This is a genomic window from Curtobacterium sp. MCPF17_021, assembly GCF_003234605.2.
GTDB lineage: Bacteria > Actinomycetota > Actinomycetes > Actinomycetales > Microbacteriaceae > Curtobacterium > Curtobacterium flaccumfaciens.
Genome location: NZ_CP126252.1, coordinates 488,293 through 505,857 on the forward strand (window position 1 = coordinate 488,293; position 17,565 = coordinate 505,857).

Annotated in this window: 17 protein-coding genes; 12 read left to right on the forward strand and 5 right to left on the reverse strand. The window is 71.7% G+C overall.

All coding sequences use genetic code 11. The features are described from left to right. Positions 1-201: 201 nt before the first annotated feature. Positions 202-744: an isopentenyl-diphosphate Delta-isomerase gene (gene idi / locus DEJ29_RS02435; RefSeq protein WP_110864939.1), complete on the reverse strand. Its 543-nt coding sequence runs from the start codon at positions 742-744 to the stop codon at positions 202-204. A gap of 21 nt (positions 745-765) precedes the next feature. Between idi and DEJ29_RS02440 the strand changes: the two genes are divergently transcribed. The 7 genes from DEJ29_RS02440 to DEJ29_RS02470 all read left to right on the forward strand — a co-directional run bounded on the left by DEJ29_RS02440 (position 766) and on the right by DEJ29_RS02470 (position 7,163). Next, positions 766-1,824 (forward strand): polyprenyl synthetase family protein, encoded by a 1,059-nt coding sequence (locus DEJ29_RS02440; RefSeq protein WP_163343195.1) that lies wholly within the window; start codon positions 766-768, stop codon positions 1,822-1,824. Beyond that, a complete protein-coding gene (locus DEJ29_RS02445) occupies positions 1,821-2,759 on the forward strand; it encodes a phytoene/squalene synthase family protein (RefSeq protein WP_111094906.1) in 939 nt (312 codons plus the stop codon). The genes DEJ29_RS02440 and DEJ29_RS02445 overlap by 4 nt, the downstream gene beginning before the upstream one ends. After that, positions 2,756-4,396 carry a phytoene desaturase family protein gene (gene crtI / locus DEJ29_RS02450; protein WP_111094905.1) on the forward strand — a complete coding sequence of 547 codons (1,641 nt, stop codon included), beginning with the start codon at positions 2,756-2,758 and terminating at the stop codon, positions 4,394-4,396. The genes DEJ29_RS02445 and crtI overlap by 4 nt, the downstream gene beginning before the upstream one ends. Beyond that, positions 4,396-4,728, forward strand: a complete 333-nt coding sequence (locus tag DEJ29_RS02455) for a lycopene cyclase domain-containing protein (RefSeq protein WP_027464925.1) — start codon at positions 4,396-4,398, stop codon at positions 4,726-4,728. The genes crtI and DEJ29_RS02455 overlap by 1 nt, the downstream gene beginning before the upstream one ends. Beyond that, positions 4,725-5,123, forward strand: a complete 399-nt coding sequence (locus DEJ29_RS02460; protein WP_181437904.1) for a lycopene cyclase domain-containing protein — start codon at positions 4,725-4,727, stop codon at positions 5,121-5,123. Before DEJ29_RS02455 ends, DEJ29_RS02460 begins: the two co-directional genes overlap by 4 nt. Beyond that, on the forward strand, positions 5,120-6,046 hold the full coding sequence (locus tag DEJ29_RS02465; RefSeq protein WP_111094903.1) for a prenyltransferase: 927 nt from the start codon (positions 5,120-5,122) through the stop codon (positions 6,044-6,046). The genes DEJ29_RS02460 and DEJ29_RS02465 overlap by 4 nt, the downstream gene beginning before the upstream one ends. 73 nt (positions 6,047-6,119) lie before the next feature. Next, entirely contained in the window at positions 6,120-7,163 is a 1,044-nt protein-coding gene (locus DEJ29_RS02470; RefSeq protein ID WP_111094902.1) for a Gfo/Idh/MocA family protein, read from the forward strand. Positions 7,164-7,333: 170 nt separating this feature from the next. Here DEJ29_RS02470 and DEJ29_RS02475 read toward each other — a convergent pair whose 3' ends face one another. Continuing rightward, positions 7,334-8,074, reverse strand: a complete 741-nt coding sequence (locus DEJ29_RS02475; RefSeq protein ID WP_111094901.1) for an MBL fold metallo-hydrolase — start codon at positions 8,072-8,074, stop codon at positions 7,334-7,336. 63 nt (positions 8,075-8,137) lie between these two features. Here DEJ29_RS02475 and DEJ29_RS02480 point away from each other — a divergent pair, with 63 nt between their 5' ends. The 4 genes from DEJ29_RS02480 to DEJ29_RS02495 all read left to right on the forward strand — a co-directional run bounded on the left by DEJ29_RS02480 (position 8,138) and on the right by DEJ29_RS02495 (position 10,948). Continuing rightward, positions 8,138-8,653: a hypothetical protein gene (locus DEJ29_RS02480; protein ID WP_110864933.1), complete on the forward strand. Its 516-nt coding sequence runs from the start codon at positions 8,138-8,140 to the stop codon at positions 8,651-8,653. Positions 8,654-8,657: 4 nt separating this feature from the next. Further along, positions 8,658-9,689 (forward strand): YihY/virulence factor BrkB family protein, encoded by a 1,032-nt coding sequence (locus DEJ29_RS02485; protein ID WP_111094900.1) that lies wholly within the window; start codon positions 8,658-8,660, stop codon positions 9,687-9,689. Positions 9,690-9,750: 61 nt separating this feature from the next. Continuing rightward, the gene (locus DEJ29_RS02490) at positions 9,751-10,242 is read left to right on the forward strand and encodes a VTT domain-containing protein (RefSeq protein ID WP_111094899.1); all 492 of its coding nucleotides are present in this window, start codon (positions 9,751-9,753) and stop codon (positions 10,240-10,242) included. 10 nt (positions 10,243-10,252) lie between these two features. Then, positions 10,253-10,948 carry an SDR family oxidoreductase gene (locus DEJ29_RS02495; RefSeq protein WP_071404940.1) on the forward strand — a complete coding sequence of 232 codons (696 nt, stop codon included), beginning with the start codon at positions 10,253-10,255 and terminating at the stop codon, positions 10,946-10,948. A 30-nt stretch (positions 10,949-10,978) separates the two neighbouring features. Here DEJ29_RS02495 and DEJ29_RS02500 read toward each other — a convergent pair whose 3' ends face one another. Beyond that, positions 10,979-12,550 carry an ABC-F family ATP-binding cassette domain-containing protein gene (locus DEJ29_RS02500; RefSeq protein ID WP_111094898.1) on the reverse strand — a complete coding sequence of 524 codons (1,572 nt, stop codon included), beginning with the start codon at positions 12,548-12,550 and terminating at the stop codon, positions 10,979-10,981. A 274-nt stretch (positions 12,551-12,824) separates the two neighbouring features. On the opposite strand from DEJ29_RS02500, the gene DEJ29_RS02505 reads away from it, so the two are divergent. Further along, positions 12,825-13,250, forward strand: a complete 426-nt coding sequence (locus tag DEJ29_RS02505) for a DUF3151 domain-containing protein (RefSeq protein WP_110864930.1) — start codon at positions 12,825-12,827, stop codon at positions 13,248-13,250. A 203-nt stretch (positions 13,251-13,453) separates the two neighbouring features. Here the strand turns inward: DEJ29_RS02505 and DEJ29_RS02510 are convergent, their stop codons facing one another. Together DEJ29_RS02510 and DEJ29_RS02515 are read right to left on the reverse strand one after the other, a co-directional pair. Then, complete coding sequence (locus DEJ29_RS02510; protein WP_111094897.1) at positions 13,454-16,552, reverse strand: glycoside hydrolase family 2 TIM barrel-domain containing protein; 3,099 nt, start codon at positions 16,550-16,552, stop codon at positions 13,454-13,456. Continuing rightward, positions 16,549-17,484 (reverse strand): carbohydrate ABC transporter permease, encoded by a 936-nt coding sequence (locus tag DEJ29_RS02515; RefSeq protein ID WP_111094896.1) that lies wholly within the window; start codon positions 17,482-17,484, stop codon positions 16,549-16,551. Before DEJ29_RS02515 ends, DEJ29_RS02510 begins: the two co-directional genes overlap by 4 nt. Positions 17,485-17,565: the final 81 nt, after the last annotated feature.

Consider the following 17,565-nt stretch of genomic DNA (forward strand, 5'->3'; position numbering starts at 1 on the left):
GAGGTGATCCGGGACGCAGGCAGGGTCAGCGAGCGGGCGCGACGACCGACACGGGCGGCCGGCCCGATCGAGGATGGTCACCCGACATCGCGCCTCACCTGCCCTTCTCGTCTCGTCGTGGCGGCGCCCAGAGCGCTGCCGACCGTCGAGCGTACGCCTGCGGCGCGGGCGGGACAACCCGGCCCGACAGGCGCAGGAGCGTCAGCGCGTGACGTGCAGCCCGGCGGTCTCGAGTTCGGCGAGCTGCCACCCGAGCCACGGGCTCCAGGCGAACGGCGCGCCGGCGACGGCCTGCCTGAGAGAGTCCTCGGACACCCATGCCCACTCGGCGACCTCGTCGTCGGCGGGCGCCGGGGTGTCGTCGGTCACGGCACGGAAGACGGGGCAGACCTCGTTCTCCACGATGCCCGAGGCGTCGACCGCGCGGTACCGGAACTCCGGCAGCACGACCTCGACGTCACGCACCGTGATGCCGAGCTCGCGAGAGGCACGACGGCCGATGGCGTCCTCGAAGGACTCGTCCGGACCGGGGTGGCCGCAGAAGGTGTTCGTCCACACCCCCGGCCAGGTCTTCTTCGACAGTGCTCGTCGGGTCACCAGGACGTCACCGTCGGTGTTCCGGACGTGGCACGAGAACGCCAGGTGCAGGGGCGTGTGGGCTGTGTGCACCGTGAACTTGTCCGCCGTGCCGATCGGGGTACGGTCGTCGGCCAGGAGCACCACGGATTCAGGGAAAGCGTTCATCTGTGTCGATAGGTTAGGCCAATGAGCGAGGAAGCGACCACCGTGCCGCACATCGACCTCGCGCTCGTCGACGACTGCCTCGAGCGCTTCTTCGCCGTGTCGTCGGCACGCGCCGAGCGCTACGGCCGGCCGTCGGAAGAACTGTGGCGCGTGCTCCGCAAGGCGAGCATGGGCGGCAAGCGCTTCCGGCCCCGCATGGTCATGACCGCGTACGCCGGCATGGGCGGCACCGACGCGCACGCCGCAGCCAACGTCGCCGCGGCCTATGAACTCCTGCACACCGCACTCGTGGTGCACGACGACGTCATCGACCGTGACTGGTCGCGCCGCGGTCAGCCGAACGTCGCCGGGTCCTTCCGTGACAACGGGACGACGGGTGGCCTGCCGTTGCCGACGGCCGAGCACCGGGGGATGAGTGCCGCGGTCATCGCCGGTGACCTGGCCCTCGCCGGTGCGCCCCGCTTCATCGAGGCTGCGGGCGTCGACGGCACCCGCCGCGAGCGGCTGCTCGAACTGCTCGACGAGGCGGTGTTCGCCAGCGCCGCCGGCGAGATGACCGACGTCGACCTGGCACTCGGCGTGATGCCGACGGTGGACGAGGTCCTGGCGATGGAGCGGGCGAAGACGAGCGTGTACTCGTTCGAGGCCCCGCTGCAGTCCGGTGCTGTCCTGGCCGGCGCCGACGAGGAGATCGTCACCGCCCTCGGGGCCTTCGGTCGGGAGATCGGCATCGCGTACCAGATCGTCGACGACCTGCTCGGGGTGTTCGGCGACGAGACCATGACCGGCAAGACCGTGCTGGGCGACCTGCGCGAGGGCAAGCGCACCATGCTGATCGCCTACGCGGCGACCACCGACTGCTGGCCCGACCTCGAGCCGTACCTCGGCGACCCGGACCTGACCGAGGCCCGCGCGGACGAGGTCCGTGCGACCCTGGTGTCCTGCGGTGCGCGCGGCGCCGCGGAAGCACGTGTCGCCGACCACACCGCACTCGCCCGGGCCGAGCTCGCCCGGCTGCCGTACGACCTCGCCGACCGCCTGGAGGCCCTCGTGACCGAACTCGTGGAGCGCGCCCGGTGACCCACAGCACCACCACGGCGACCGGATCCCGTCCGGCTCGCCTCCAGCTCTACGACGCCACGGCCGAGGCCGCGTCGGGGGTCGTCATCGACCGGTACTCCACGTCGTTCGGCCTGGCGAGCCGCATGCTCGCCCGCGACACGCGCGAGCACATCCGGAACGTCTACGCGCTGGTCCGCGTCGCGGACGAGGTCGTCGACGGCCCCGCGACCGAGGCCGGGCTCGACCGCGAGCTCGCCCGCACGGTGCTCGACGAGCTCGAGGCCGACACGGAACGGGCCATCGCGCTCGGCTTCTCGGTGAACCCGGTCGTCCACGCCTTCGCCCGCACGGCCCGCGCCACCGGCTTCGGCGCCGAGCTCACCGCCCCGTTCTTCGCCTCGATGCGCATGGACCTCGACCGCACCGAGCACGACGACGCCTCGTTCGACGCGTACGTGTACGGCTCCGCCGAGGTCGTCGGCCTGATGTGCCTGCGCGCGTTCGTGTACCGGGCCGGTCGGCCGACGTTCGACCAGGCCGAACTCGTCGCCGGTGCACGTGCGCTCGGCGCCGCGTTCCAGAAGGTGAACTTCCTGCGTGACCTGCACGCCGACTTCGAGGTGCTCGGTCGCTCGTACTTCCCGGGCGTCGACATCCGGTCGTTCGACGAAGCCACCAAGCACCGCCTGGTCGCCGACGTGCAGGCCGACCTCGACCACGCAGCACGCACGATCCGGCTGCTGCCGGCCGACGCCCGCAACGCCGTCGGACTCGCACACGCGTTGTTCCAGGAACTCAACGACCGACTCGCGCGCACCCCGGCGAGCCGCCTCGTCACGACGCGCGTGCGCGTCCCCAACCCGGTGAAGGCGCGCCTCGCGGCGCAGGTCCTCGCCGGACGCGCACCGCTCCGGTCGCGCGTCACCACCCACCGGCCGGGAGGCTCCTCATGACCCCGCCCCGCGCCTCCCGACCGACGACGGTCGCCACCACCACCCGGCGCAAGGTGCCCGCACGCCGCGCGGTCGTCATCGGCGGCGGCATCAGCGGCCTGGCGGCCGCCGCGCTGCTCGCACGCGACGGCTTCTCGGTGACGGTGCTCGAGCAGCGCACGCAGCTCGGCGGCCGTGCCGGCTCGTGGGAGCAGGACGGGTTCCGGTTCGACACCGGGCCGTCGTGGTACCTCATGCCCGAGGTCTTCGACCACTTCTTCCAGCTGCTGGGAACGTCGGCCGAGGCCGAACTCGACCTGGTGAAGCTCGACCCCGGTTACCGCGTCTACAGCGAGGGCCACGACGAGCCGATCGACCTGCGCGCCGACGCCGAGGCCAACATCGCGTTGTTCGAGTCCATCGAGCCCGGTGCCGGCGAGCGGATGCGGAAGTACCTCGCGTCGGCCGAGGACACCTACACGATGGCCGTGCGCCGGTTCCTCTACACGAGCTTCCAGGACCTCACGAAGCTCGCCGCACCCGACGTCCTGCGTCGTCTGCCCAAGCTCGCGCGCCTGCTGCTCGAGCCGCTCTCCACCTTCGCCGAGACCGCGGTGCGCGATCGTCGCCTGTGGCAGATCCTCGGCTACCCGGCGGTGTTCCTCGGCACGAGCCCGTACGCGGCGCCGAGCATGTACCACCTGATGAGCCACCTCGACCTGGCCGACGGCGTCCTCTACCCGAAGGGCGGCATCACCGAGGTGATCTCCGCCGTCGAGCGGGTCGCCCGGGCCGAGGGCGCGAAGATCATCGCCGGCGCGAAGGTCGAACGGATCGTCGTCGAGGACGGCGTCGCCACCGGGGTCGTCCACCGCGACCGCGACGGTGTGCAGCACACGGCGCCCGCCGACCTCGTGGTCAGCGCTGCCGACATGCAGCACACCGAGATGCAGCTGCTCGAGCGTGAGCACCGCACCCACGGCGCGGACCACTGGAAGAAGCGCGACCCGGGCCCGAGCGCGGTGCTCGTGTACCTCGGCATCGACGGTCCGACGCCGGGCCTGCTGCACCACACCCTGATGTTCACCGCGGACTGGAAGGCGAACTTCGGCGCGATCTTCGGGGACGACCGGCACGTGCCGGACCCCGCCTCGATCTACGTCTGCGCCCCGTCCGAGACCGACCCGAGCGTCTCCCCGCCCGGTACCAGCAACCTGTTCATCCTGGTGCCGCTGCCCGCCGACCTGTCGATCGGCAAGGGCGGCATCGACGGTGCCGGTGACTACCAGGTCGAGCAGATCGCCGACCGTGCCATCGACGCGCTGGCCGAGCGCGCCGGGGTGCCGGACCTGCGCGACCGCATCCGGGTCCGACGCACGATCGGACCGCGCGACTTCGCCGACGACCTGAACGCCTGGAACGGCTCGATGCTCGGCCCGGCGCACACCCTGAAGCAGAGCGCGTTCTTCCGCGAGAAGAACGCGTCGAAGAAGGTCGAGGGGCTGTACTACGTCGGCGCCTCGACGATCCCGGGCATCGGTCTGCCGATGTGCCTGATCAGCGCCGAGGTCCTGCTCAAGCGCATCCACGGCGACCGGAGCACCGAGCCGCTGCCGACGCCCCTCGGGGCCCCGCGGGACCGGACCGAGACCGTCTGATGCCCGGGGTCTACCTCGCCGGCCTGGTGGTGTCCCTGGTCGGCATGACCGTGCTGGACGCCCGCTTCCGGCTGTTCTTCTGGCGGGCACCGTGGCGGGCGGCGGCCGTGATGGTCGTCGGAGTCGCGTTCTTCATGGTGTGGGACGTCGCCGGTGTCGCTGCCGGCATCTTCTTCATCGGGCCGCAGAACCTGCTCACCGGGGTGCTCCTGGCGCCCGAGGTCCCGCTCGAGGAACTCTTCTTCCTGCTGCTGCTCTGCTACTCGACGATGGACCTGGTCGGTTTCGTCCGGCCCCTGGTGCAGCGGGCGACCGATCGGCGGCGCGCGTGAACGGCACCGGGGCGTACGCGCTCCTGGCCCTGCCGTTCTTCGGCGTCACGGCCGTCGTGGCCGTGGTCGCCGGCGTCGTCGCCGCCCGCCGGGCCCGTGCGGCGGGTCGACGGCCCGCGGTCGGGCGCCGGGTCGCGGTGCTCACGTCCGTGATCGCCGGCGTCGCGTTGCTGGTGATGACGATGGTGTTCGACAACGTCATCGTCACGCTGCGGATCGTCGCCTACGACCCCTCGCTCATCAGCGGTGCGAAGATCGGTGCGATCCCGGTCGAGGACCTCGCCTACGCGATGTCCGCCATCGTGCTGCTGCCCAGCCTGTGGGTCCTGTTCGACCGGACCGGCGCGCGCCCCGCGCTCGGCCCGACCACAGCACCAGCAGAGGACATGAAGTGAACGCCAGCACCGCCTCCAGGCCGTCGACCCTGCGCGCCCTGTTCGTGTCGTCGCGCCCGATCAGCTGGGTGAACACCGCCTACCCGTTCGGCGCCGCGTACCTGCTCGGCAGCGGGGTCGGCGTCGAGGGCGGCGGCGGGTTCTCGCTCGTCGCGTTCCTGGTCGGTGTCGTGTACTTCCTGGTGCCCTACAACCTGGCGATGTACGGCATCAACGACGTCTTCGACTACGAGTCCGACCTGCGCAACCCGCGCAAGGGCGGTGTCGAAGGGGCCCTGCTCGACAAGAGCGTCCACCGCACCACGCTGTGGGCCGTCGTCGTCACGAACGTCCCCTTCCTCGTCGCGCTCATGGTGCTCGGCGCCGTCAGCGGCAACGGGCCGTGGTCGTGGCTCGTCCTGGCGATCAGCGTCTTCGCGGTCATCGCGTACTCGGCACCGGGGCTGCGGTTCAAGGAGAAGCCGTTCCTCGACTCGCTCACGTCGAGCACCCACTTCGTCTCCCCGGCGATCTACGGCCTCGCCCTCGCCGGTCCGCACTGGACCGGTGAACTCGTCGCCGTGTGCATCGCGTTCTTCCTGTGGGGCGTGGCCTCGCACGCGTTCGGTGCCGTGCAGGACGTCCTGGCCGACCGTGCCGGTGGCATCGGCTCCGTCGCGACCGTGATCGGCGCCCGGGCCACCGTCCGCCTGGCCTTCGTCGCCTACCTGGTCGCCGGCGTCGCGCTGCTGTTCTCGGCGTTCCCCGGGCCGATCGCCGCGATCGTCGTCATCCCGTACGCGCTCAACGTGCTGCCGTGGTGGAACATCACCGACCAGGGCGCCGAGGCCGCGAACGCCGGGTGGAAGCGGTTCCTCTGGATCAACTACCTGGCGGGCTTCATCGTCACGATGGCACTCATCGCGTACGCCTTCACGCACTGACAGACTGGACGCACGCACCGCGGCGTCCGTGGTGCGTCACCAGTCACGACGGCAGTCACGAAGGAGTGCGCGCATGAGCGTCCGGATCATCCACGTCGGTCTCGGAGGGTGGGGCGGCAACTGGGCCCGCACCGCCATCCCAGAGGTGTCGGAAGTGCAGGTGGTCGCGATCGTCGACCCGTCGGCACCGACGCTCGAGGCCGTGCGGACCGACCTCGGGCTCCCGGCCTCCGCGGCGTTCGGGTCCCTGACCGAGGCGCTCGCCGCGGTCGAGGCCGACGCCGTCGTCATCACCGCCCCGGCCGTGACGCACGTGCCGCTCGCGCTCGAGGCCCTCGATGCCGGCAAGCACGTCCTGGTCGAGAAGCCGTTCGCCAACACCACCGACGAGGCCGTCACCGCGGTCCGTCGCGCCGAGGAGCTCGGCCTAGTGCTGCAGGTCAGCCAGAACTACCGCTGGTACCCGGCACCGCGGGTCGTGCAGGAGATGCTCGAGGCGGACGTCGTCGGCGAGGTCTCCGCGATCAACGTCGACTTCCGGCAGTGGGACAACGACCAGCCCGCCGAGACGTACCCGCACTACCGGTTCCCGCACGCGATGATCAACGACATGGCGATCCACCACTTCGACCTGCTCCGGATGATCACCGGGCAAGAGGCCCTCCGGGTCTTCGCCAAGGCCAGCTACCCCGCCTACAGCAAGTACCAGGACGAAGCGGTTGCCTCGATGATCATCGAGCTCGACGGCGGCACGGTCGTCAACTACCGCGGCAGCTGGCTGAGCCGCGGCCCGCGCACCGCCTGGGCCGGCGAGTGGAGCATCGAGGGCGAGGACGGCGAGCTCTGGTTCACGAGCCGCGACGGTGAACCGAACGCGGTCGACGGCGACCGGGTCACCGTCCGCCGCACGCAGGACGACGTCGCCGAGCCGGTCGAGCTCCCCGTGCTCGCGCACACCGACCGCCAGGGCGGGCTGCAGGCGTTCGCCCGATCGGTGCAGGGCGGCCCCGCCCCCGAGACGAGCGGTCGTGACAACCTGCGGAGCCTCGCGCTGATGGAGGCCGCCGGCCGCTCCGCGGCGTCCGGCCTGCCCGAGGACGTCGTCGTCCCGTCCTGACCGAGACCACCCACGGCCTGGAGGCGCGGGGCGGGCCCGCACCGCGCCTCCAGGCCGGCTCTGGTCGCGTCCACCGCGTCAAAGCGACAGTGGGTTGCGGAACGTTCGCGGCATACTGTCGCTTTCGCGAACCAGACCCGGTGCGGTCCGCCTGATCTGTCGCTCGCGCGTCAGGCGACGCCGGCCACCCGCCGCGCCTGCGCCACGGCCCGCCGCACGCCGAGCGACCACCCGGGGCCGTGGCCGGGCAGCACGTGCTTCGCCTCGGTGTCCGCGAGCCGGTCGAGCGACGCGACCGCCGTGTCGACGTCGGAGGTCGCCGCGGGTGCGACGATCCGCGGTCCGATCCCGCCCGTGTACGGGTCGAAGGTGACGAGCGCGTCCCCGGCGATGACGGCGTCGCGGTCGGCGAAGTGCAGTGCCACGTGGCCGTCGGTGTGTCCCGGGGTCTCGATGATCCACGGGTTGCCCGGCACGTCGGCGCGGTTCTCCATCGGTTCGGTGTCCGCGATGCCGTCGACCGTGACCGCACCGGCCAGCAGCATCCGACCCAGGGGGCGCAGACCACCCGGGTGGAGCGCGACGAACCCGAAACGGTTCGTCTGCGGCCGGTACGAGTACGGGTGCGCGGCGAGGTGCCGATCGCCCGGGTGGACGAACACGGGCGTGCCCCAGTCGCGGTGCATCCTTGCGGCGGTGCCGACGTGGTCGAAGTGCCCGTGCGTGAGCAGGAGCCCCTCGACCTGGTCGGGCGTGTAGCCCAGGTCGTGCACGGCGAGCTGCAGGTGCGGCCACGCGGCGGGCAACCCCGCGTCGACGACGAGCAACTGATCGCCGGTCTCGACGAGGTACGTGTTGGTGTGTGCGATCTCGAGGCGGTGGATCCCCTCGGCGGCGTCCCGGAAGAGCATGTGCGGCACGGTAGACGCGGCCTGCTGGGCACGATCCCGGGTGGGACGTGTACGAAATGGGGAATGGCCAAGGACAGTCTGCCCGAGCTCGAACTCGCCAACGTGCGCACCCGTGAGGGCATCACGGACACCGTGACGGAGCTGAAGCGACGCGCGGACCTGCCCGCCCGCACGCGGCTCGCGGTCGCCAAGACGAAGCAGCGGTGGCACCGGGATCCCACGCCGCTGGTGGCGATGGGCATCACGGGACTGACCGGTGTCGCGGCGATCGTCCTCGGCATCGCGCTGCGGAACCGCCCGGCCGGGCACCTGGCCCAACCGCCGGCGAACTCGGCCTTCACCGCGTTGCTGCCGTTCGGCGCGCGTGGCGACGCCCCCTCGGCGAAGGAGCAGGCGCAGGCCGGTCGCAAGGGCCGGAAGGCGCGGGCAAAGGCGGCGGAGGAAGCCCTGGAGCAGGACCCGGCGCACCGCGCCCGCGTGAAGCAGCAGGTCGGCATCGCGGCGGTGCAGCGACGGGCGAACAAGAACCGCAAGCAGGCGGTCAAGCGGTCGAAGCAGGCCGTGAAGGCGAGAGGGTAGTCACATGGCGCACGAAGAGCACAAGCCGGATCCGGACGACGCCCGGAAGCCCGACAACCCCACCGACCTCAAGAAGCCGACGCTCGTCTACACGCTGAAGAAGACGCTGCGCGAGTTCACGAGCGACCAGTGCACCGACCTGGCGGCGAGCCTGACGTACTACTCCGTGCTCGCGCTGTTCCCCGGGCTGCTGGCGGTCGTGTCACTGCTGGGCCTGGTCGGCCAGGCCGACAACACGATCAAGACCATGCTGCAGATCATCGGCAACATCGGGTCCGACCAGGTCGTGGACCTGATCAAGGAGCCGCTCGAGGGGCTCGTCCGCTCGCCTGCCGCCCCGATCACGTTCATCGTCGGTGTCGTCGGTGCCCTCTGGTCGGCATCCGGGTACGTCGGCGCCTTCGGCCGTGCCATGAACCGGATCTACAACGTCCGCGAGGGCCGCCCGATCTGGAAGCTCCGCCCGACCATGCTCGGCGTGACCGTCACCACCGTCGTCCTGCTCGTGGTCGGTCTGCTGGTGCTGGTGAGCGCTCCGCTCGCCCGCAGCTTCGGCGACGTCATCGGCCTCGGCGACGTGGCCGTCACCGTCCTGTCGATCGTGCAGTGGCCGATCCTGCTCGTCATCGCGATCATCGTCGTCGCGGTGCTCTACTACTGGTCTCCGAACGTCAAGCAGCCGAAGTTCACCTGGGTCAGCGGTGGCTCGATCCTGGCGCTCCTCATCTGGATCATCGCCAGTGTCGGCTTCGGGTTCTACGTCGGGAACTTCTCGAACTACAACGCCACGTACGGCTCCCTGGGTGGGGTCATCGTGTTCCTGCTGTGGATCTGGATCACGAACAACGCCCTGCTCTTCGGTGCCGAGTTCGACGCCGAGATCGAGCGGGGCCGCGAGCTGCAGGCCGGCATCCGCGCGGAGGAGGACATCCAGCTCCCCGAGCGTGACACCCGACAGATCGAGAAGCAGGACGAGAAGCGGGCGCAGGACGTGCTCGAGGGCATCCGCATCCGCCAGGGCGTCGACAACGACTGACCGCGGCTCGTCCGACCACCGCTGACGGGCGCTCTCCGGGTCGGGGCGCTACGGTGCGAGCGTGCCGTCCTTCCTCGAGGGGCTCCCGTTCCGGTGGCTCGTCCTCGCGCTCTTCGTGATCGTGTTCTGCCGTGCGCAGGCCACGTACTGGGTCGCGCGGCTCGCGGTGACGGGTGCGTCCCGATCGCGGTGGGGCGGCTGGCTGCGGTCGCCGGCGGTCCGCCGCGGTTCGGCGCTGCTGGATCGCTGGGGGTTGCCCGTCGTGACGGTGAGCTTCGTCGTGGTCGGCCTGCAGACGGTGATGAACGCCGCAGCGGGCCTGGCGCGGGTCGCCTGGTGGCGGTACACGATCGCGATGGTGCCGGGGTGCGTGGCATGGGCGTTCCTGTACGCGACGGTCGGGCTCGCCGTGTTCTGGGCGGTCGTCGCGGCGCTCGCCGGCTCGCCGTGGGGCATCGCGGCGCTCGTGGGTCTGGTGGTCGTCGCCGGCGTCGCGCTGACGGTCCTGCGTCGTCGCCGCGATCGCTCAGGAGGCCCGGGCCGGCTTCCGTAGGCTGGCATCCGTGACGACAGACCAGCTCCAGAACCGTCCGGTCGCCCTGGTGACCGGAGCCACCCGCGGCATCGGCCGCGCGATCGCCGCCGACCTCGGCCGCACCCACCACGTGCTCGTGGGCGGCCGGTCGGCCGACGCCGTGGACGCCCTCGTCCAGGAGCTGCCGAGCGCCGCGCCGTTCGTCGGTGACCTGGGCGCGGGCGAGGTCCCCGCGCTGCCGGATCGGCTCGACGTCCTCGTGCACTCGGCCGGTGTCGAGCAGGGCACCACCGTCGCCGACACCCCGCGCGCGGTGTGGGAGCAGGTCTTCGCGACGAACGTGTTCGCGGTCGCCGAGCTCACCCGGCTGGCGCTGCCGGCACTGCGGGCGGCGCGGGGCATCGTCGTGCCGATCAACAGCGGCTCCGGGTTCCACTCGGGCCCCGGCGGTGGCGTGTACGCGGCGTCGAAGTTCGCGCTGCGGGCCTTCGCCGACGCCCTGCGCGAAGAGGAGCGGGCGAACGGCGTGCGGGTGTCGAGCGTGCACCCGGGCCGGACCGACTCGGACATGCAGCGGCAGCTCGTGGCGAAGCTCGGGGAGTCCTACGACACCGACTACTACCTGGCGCCGGAGGACGTGGCCGCCGCGGTCCGCACCGTCGTCGACATGCCCGAGCGCGGCACCGTCGAGTCGCTCGCGATCCGACCGACCCGACGGCGCTGATGTTCGGACGGCGCTGACGCCGACCCTCGGCTACCGCAGCTCGATCCGGTCGTCGAGCTCGAGCCGTTCCAGGAACGTCTCGTCGTGGCTCACCACGACGAGTGCTCCCCGGTAGGCCCGCAGCGCGTCGACGAGCTGGTCGACGCTCGTCAGGTCGAGGTCGTTCGTCGGCTCGTCGAGCACGAGCAGCTGCGGCGGCGGGTCGGCGAGCACCAGGGCCGCCAGCGCGACCCGGAACCGCTCGCCGCCGGACAGGTCCCCGGCCGGGCGGTCGACGGTGTCCCCGCGCACCAGGAACTTCGCCAGCCGGTTGCGGACCTCGGCGACGGGCACGTGCGGGGCGTCCCGGCGCACGTTGTCGAGCACCGTGGCGGTGTCGTCCAGGCTGTCCTTCCGCTGCGGCAGGTACGCGATCCGGTCGACGTGGGCGGCGGCCGTGGTCTCGGGCAGCGGGTGCTCCCGCGCGGCGGGGTCGCCGACGAGCTGCTCGAGCAGGGTGGACTTGCCGACGCCGTTGTCCCCGGTGACGGCGATCCGTTCCGGCCCCTGCACGATGACGTCCCGGCCGCGGACGGTCACGGTGGCGATCCGACGCGATGCCGGCACGTCCGGGTCGGGCAGGGTGACTTGGATCGACTCGTCGTCGCGCAGGCGGAGCTCGGCCTCGCGCTTGGTGGCGAGTGCGGCGGCTTCGTCGTCCGCGTACCCGACGCGCAGTCGACCGGCGGTCTCCTGCGCCTTCTTCCGCTGCTCGTTCGCCAGGATCTTCGGCATCGAGCGGCCCGCCTTCTCACCGGCCTTGGCACGACGCGCGATCTTCGTCTCCGCCTCGATGCGCTGCCGCTTCTCGGTGCGGTGCCGCTGTTCGGCGACCCGGACCTCGCGCTCGACGGCTGCCTGCTGCACGGCGAGGTGCTCCTCGAACGCGCTGAACGTCCCGCCGAACACCGTCATCGCCCCGGCGCGGAGCTCCACGGTCTCGTCGACGTGCTCCAGGAGTTCCCGGTCGTGGCTGACGAGCACCAGGGTGCCGCGCCAGTCGTCGACCAGGTCGAGGAGCAGCCCGCGGGCCCGGCGGTCCAGGTTGTTCGTCGGCTCGTCCAGGAACACGATCGGCCGAGCGCGCAACCGCACCCCGGCGACGGCGACGAGCACCGACTGCCCGCCGGACAGCGTCGACACCGGCCGGTCGAGGTCGGTGCCGTCGAGCCCGACCCGGTCGAGCACCGCGGCGGCCCGTTCCTCCAGGTCCCAGTCGTCGCCGACTGCCTCGAGCTGTGCTGCCGTGGCGTCGCCGGCCAGGACGGCCCGGAGCGCGGTGAGTGTGGGCCGGACGCCGAGCAGGTCGGCGACGGTGTCGTCGATCCCCGTTGCAAGGCGCTGCGGCAGGTGGTCGACGGGACCCGACGTCGTGATGCTGCCCGACGTGGGGTGGAGCCGGCCGGTCGCGAGCCGGACCAGCGTGGACTTGCCGGCCCCGTTCCTCCCGACCAGGCCGGTCCGGCCACGTCCGAAGGCGGCGGTGAGGTGGTGGAGCGCGACGGTGCCGTCGGGCCAGGCGAAGGTGACGTCGTGCAGGACGACGGACGGACTGGTGGGCATGGGGGTGTCTCCCGGTGTCGATGCTGGGCGCACGACACCGAGGCCACCGCGGTGCGGTGGAGCGCCCGACGGGGCGCGCGATCACGGTGTCAGCGCGTGGGCTGAGCGGTACCGGTGATCGACAGCAATCCGTCTGCTTCCGTCGGGGGACCCCCGTGTCCGCCATCCGTTCCGCCGGTCGGTCTCCCGCCCCGGCGGCCCCGCGATGACGACGAGGTGACCTCCACGGTAATCCCGTGACACGGGCACCCGCAAGGGATGACAGGCTGGGGGCATGCCGGAGAACCTGTTGCCGACCCCGTCGTCGAACCCCGAGACCCTGCTGCCCGCCGAGCCGGAGGTGACCGCCGCGATCGAGGCGGAGGCCCCCGTCGCCAGCGTGGTGGTGTCCTACCCGTCGTCGAGCCTGGCGTGGGCGCTGCTCGCCGACGAGGCGTGGGCGCGTGGCGCGACCCTCGAGTCGTACGCGTACGCCCGTGTCGGCTACCACCGTGGGCTCGATGCCCTGCGCAAGGCCGGCTGGCGCGGTGTCGGCCCGGTGCCGTGGTCACACGAGCCCAACCGTGGCGTGCTGCGGGCGCTGTTCGCCCTGCGGCGTGCGGCCGAGGCGATCGAGGAGCCGGGCGAGGCCGAGCGACTGACCGACTTCCTGAACGCGAGCGACCCCGAGGCCCTGCGCGCCCTGGCCGCCGGCGCGTAGGCGTCGCGCTCCGCACAACCAAAGCCACCTCGAACCGCGGGAACCCGTGGTTCGAGGTGGCTTTGGTTGTGCACGGCGCGCCGCGGCCCGCGCCGCGCCCCGCCCCGGTCATCGCGCCCCGAAGAGACGGGGCGCGATGACCGCAGCGGGGCGCAGCCCGCGGGCCAGCTCGCGGAGCCGACCCGCGGGCTGCTCGCCCCGACCTACGCCAGCAGCACGCTCCAACTGAAGGCCTGCGGCCAGAGCTGGTGCTCCGGCAGCACGTCGAGCCCGCACGCCCGGCTGCCGAGCCCGTGCTGCGCGGCGTCGAGGTACAGGTACAGGTGGTCCGACGTGGGCAGCTCGTACGGGTGCTCGGCACGGTCGATCTGCTGCGCGGTCCACGGCGACAGGGTGAACCCCGCACGGTGCGACCCGACGGTCGACACGGTGAACGGCCCGACGGACAGCTCTCGCAGGTCGGGCCGGTGCCCGGTCTCCTGCGGCCGCGAGTACGCCACCCCGAGCGACCGCACCGGCGCGGTGAACCGGCCGACACGGGCAGCGTGCGAGGAATCGGCGTACGACTCCAGCGGTCCGGTCCCGAACCAGGTCGCGTCCGCGTCGGCCAGCGACGCGGGCAGGTCGAACCGCACCCCGATCCGCGGCCACGTGACGTCCCAGGCGCCGAACGGCACGGCGTCGGTCTGCAGCACGAGCCCGTCGGACGTCAGGGTCCAGCGGTGCGTGACCTCGAGGCCCCACCCGCTGTTCGCCGCCGCGACGCGGACGCGCTGTTCCAGCCCGGAGGTGGTCCGCGACACCGACACCAGCCGGTGCGTCAGCCGGTCCAGCCCTCGGTCGCGCCAGCGCGACGCCGACGGGGGAGCGGTCGGGTCGCCGACACCGTGCGTGAGCACCGGGTCCGCTGTCTCGTAGCCGCCCTGTGACGCCAGGCTGTCGTTGTCCGTCGGTGCACGCCAGAGTTCCAGACGGGGCCCGGCGACCTCGTGGCCCTTCCAGGACACCAGGTCACCGCGGGCGCTGAAGGTGCCGTCACCGAGTCGGTCGCCGTCCCACCCCTGCCGGGAGGCCCGTGGTGCGTCCGCCGCGCGCGCTGCGACGAGCCGCTGGGTGCGTGCGACGACGTGGCCGGTGTCCGCCCACGCGGTCGGCCCCGCCAGTTCCACGGTCAGGTCGAACCAGAGCTCGTCGCCGGGCGCGAGTTCGGACGTGGCCGCGTCGAGCACCTCTGAGGGCACCGGGACCGTCGCCGACTCCCGAGCGGCGACGATGCCCGTGGACAGGCGCCCCGAGGCCTCGACGACGCCGTTCCGCGACAGGGTCCAGCACAGCCGGAGCCCGGCGGTCGAGGCCGAGTGGTACCGGTTCTCGACCAGCACCGTCGTGTCCGAGACCGCCAGGCGGATCGGGGCCACGACGGCGGCGAACTCGGCGAGCCCCGGCGTCGGGGTGTCGTCGGGCAGCACCAGGCCGTCCATCACGAAGTTGCCGTCGTGCACGACCTCGCCGAAGTCCCCGCCGTAGGCGTAGTAGTCCTCGCCCGTGGGCGTCTTCGCGAGCAGGCCGTGGTCCCGCCACTCCCACACGAACCCGCCGTGCAGCCGCGGGTACCGGTCGACCAGGGCCTCGTACTCGGCGATCTGCCCCGGGCCGTTGCCCATCGCGTGCACGTACTCGCAGTGGATGAAGGGCTTCGACCGCTGCCGTGCGGCCTCGGCCGGGCCGCAGCCGAGCAGGGGCGTCGGGGTGCCGCCGCCGATCGACTCGGTCTCCTGCAGCGTCGGGTACATCCGCGAGTAGACGTCCGTGTACTCGCCCGTGTAGTCGCCCTCGTAGTGCACGGGGCGCTCGGCGTCGCGGTCGTGCACCCACTGCGACATCGCCGCGAGGTTCCGACCGGTGCCGGACTCGTTGCCGAGCGACCACATCACGATCGACGCGTGGTTCTTGTCGCGCTCGACGGTGCGGGCGATGCGGTCGAGGTAGGCCTCGGCCCACGCCGGGTCGTCGGAGGGGTTGCCGACCCAGTCGGTGAACAGGAACCCGTGGGTCTCCAGGTCGCATTCCAGGATCACCCAGAACCCGAGCTCGTCGGCCAGGTCGAGCACACGGGGGTGCGGCGGGTAGTGCGAGGTGCGGATGGCGTTGACGTTGTTGCGCTTCATCAGCGCCATGTCGGCGCGGGCGTGCTCCTCGTCGAACACCCGGCCGCGCACGGGGTGGGTCTCGTGCCGGTTCACGCCGTGGAACACCACGCGCTCGCCGTTCACCAGGAACCGGTCGCCGACGATGGACACGGTGCGGAACCCGAGTCGGAGCGACACCGTCTCACCGCCCGAGGCGCCCGCGCCGGCCGCCGCGGAACCGGTCGACAGCATCGCGTCGTAGAGCTTCGGCAGCTCGGCACTCCACGGCTCGACGCCCTCGACCTCGATCGGCGCGACGTCGTCCGCCGTGGCCCAGGTCACGTCGACGCCCAGGTCGGGCACCGCGAACCGCACCGGGAACACCGCGTCGAGCGTCGGGAACGTGATCGTGCCGGTCCCCGTCTCCGGCCGTCCCGACGCCGCGGTGCCCGCCTGTGTACCGCGTGCGGAACGAACCGTGCTCGCAGGCTCGCCCGGCGCTGGCGCCGCGGCGTCGCTGGTGCGCCGCCCTGATGCGAAGCGCGCGCTGACGAACACGTCGTCGATCGGCGCCGTGGGCCGGGCGAGCAGGGTGACGTCACGGAAGATGCCCGGCAGCCACCACTGGTCCTGGTCCTCCAGGTAGGACGCCGCCGACCACTGGTGCACCCGGACCGCGAGCTCGTTCGCCCCCGGGCGCACCAGTTCGGTGACGTCGAACTCGGTCGCCAGGCGCGAGCCCGTCGACCACCCCACGAGCGTCCCGTTCAGCCACACCCGGAAGTGTGACTCGACCCCGTCGAACCGCAGCAGCACCCGGCCGGCGCCGTCGAACGACGACGGCAGCTCGAAGGTGCGGCGGTGGTCACCGGTCGGGTTCTCCTCCGGCGGGTGCGGCGGGTCGATCGGGAACGGGTACTGCAGGTTCGTGTAGCTCGGTGCGCCGTGCCCGTGCAGCACCCAGTGCGACGGCACCGGGAGCTCGCCCCAGGCCGGGTCGTCGTCCTCCCCACCCTCGGTCGCGAAGTCCTCGGAGACCGAGGCGACGGGCGACCACCGGAACCGCCAGTCCCCGTTCAGCGACAGGGACGGGGCGTCGGTGTGCAGCCAGGCACGGGGTGCCAGCCGCGAGTCGGAGCCGGGTGCGGTGGACGAGAGTGCGGAGTGGGTCAACCCTTGACCGATCCTTCCGTGAGGCCTCCACGCCAGAAGCGCTGGAGGACGATGATGGCGATGACGAGCGGGATGACCGAGACGAGCACCCCGCCGGTGGTGAGCTGGTAGAACTCCGGCAGGCGGTCGACCTGCGAGCGCCAGTTGTTCAGACCCAGTGTTATCGGGTACAGCTTCTGGTCTGCCAGCATGATGAGCGGCAGGAAGAAGTTGTTCCAGATCCCGACCACCTGGAACAGGAACACGGTGACGAGCGCCGGGGTCATCTGCCGGAGCACCACGGTGTGGAAGATCCGCAGCTCACCGGCACCGTCGATGCGTGCCTGTTCGAGCAGGGTGGTGTCCACCGACGCGGCGGCGTAGACCCGGCACAGGAACAGCCCGAACGGTGACACCAGGCTCGGGATGAGCACGCTCCAGTACGTGTCGGTCAGGCCCATCGACGAGAACAGCAGGAACAGCGGCAGCGCCGTCGCGGTCCCCGGCACGAGCACGCCGCCGAGGATCGTGCCGAACACGAACTGGCGCCCCCGGAAGTCGTACTTCGCCAGCGCGTACCCGCCGGCCGCGGCGAAGTAGGTCGCCAGGACGGCACCGACGCCGGAGTACAGGATGCTGTTCGCGATCCACCGGACGAAGATGCCGCCGTCGTAGGTGAACACCTGCTGCAGGTTGCTCCAGAGCGCGAACTCGCCGCCGAACCAGAACCCGTTGGTCGAGAACAGCGCGCCCGTGGTCTTCGTCGCGGCGATGACGACCCAGTACAGCGGGACGATGAAGTACAGCGCGACGATGACGAGGATCCCCGTCACGACGATCTGCGACCTGGGGGACCGGTCGAGCTTGCGGCGCTGGTGCGCCGAGATCGACGTGGTGTCCACGGGGACGGCGGACTTCGCCGTGGCCGGCGCTTCGATGGCTTCGCTGGTCATCGGTCAGTCCCTTCGGTGGTCGCGACGCGGCCGGCCTGGACCCCCGGGTCGGCTTGGGTGGTGACCGTGCTGCCCGCCGCA

What these genes read in the sequence shown, in the direction of transcription:
- crtI (WP_111094905.1), top strand. Translation starts at nt 2,756, where the DNA reads ATGACCCCGCCCCGCGCCTCCCGACCGACGACGGTCGCCACCACCACC.
- DEJ29_RS02480 (WP_110864933.1), top strand. Translation starts at nt 8,138, where the DNA reads ATGGCCAAGGACAGTCTGCCCGAGCTCGAACTCGCCAACGTGCGCACC.
- idi (WP_110864939.1), bottom strand. Translation starts at nt 744, where the DNA reads ATGAACGCTTTCCCTGAATCCGTGGTGCTCCTGGCCGACGACCGTACC.
- DEJ29_RS02455 (WP_027464925.1), top strand. Translation starts at nt 4,396, where the DNA reads ATGCCCGGGGTCTACCTCGCCGGCCTGGTGGTGTCCCTGGTCGGCATG.
- DEJ29_RS02515 (WP_111094896.1), bottom strand. Translation starts at nt 17,484, where the DNA reads ATGACCAGCGAAGCCATCGAAGCGCCGGCCACGGCGAAGTCCGCCGTC.
- DEJ29_RS02475 (WP_111094901.1), bottom strand. Translation starts at nt 8,074, where the DNA reads ATGCTCTTCCGGGACGCCGCCGAGGGGATCCACCGCCTCGAGATCGCA.
- DEJ29_RS02440 (WP_163343195.1), top strand. Translation starts at nt 766, where the DNA reads ATGAGCGAGGAAGCGACCACCGTGCCGCACATCGACCTCGCGCTCGTC.
- DEJ29_RS02485 (WP_111094900.1), top strand. Translation starts at nt 8,658, where the DNA reads ATGGCGCACGAAGAGCACAAGCCGGATCCGGACGACGCCCGGAAGCCC.
- DEJ29_RS02505 (WP_110864930.1), top strand. Translation starts at nt 12,825, where the DNA reads ATGCCGGAGAACCTGTTGCCGACCCCGTCGTCGAACCCCGAGACCCTG.
- DEJ29_RS02500 (WP_111094898.1), bottom strand. Translation starts at nt 12,550, where the DNA reads ATGCCCACCAGTCCGTCCGTCGTCCTGCACGACGTCACCTTCGCCTGG.
- DEJ29_RS02470 (WP_111094902.1), top strand. Translation starts at nt 6,120, where the DNA reads ATGAGCGTCCGGATCATCCACGTCGGTCTCGGAGGGTGGGGCGGCAAC.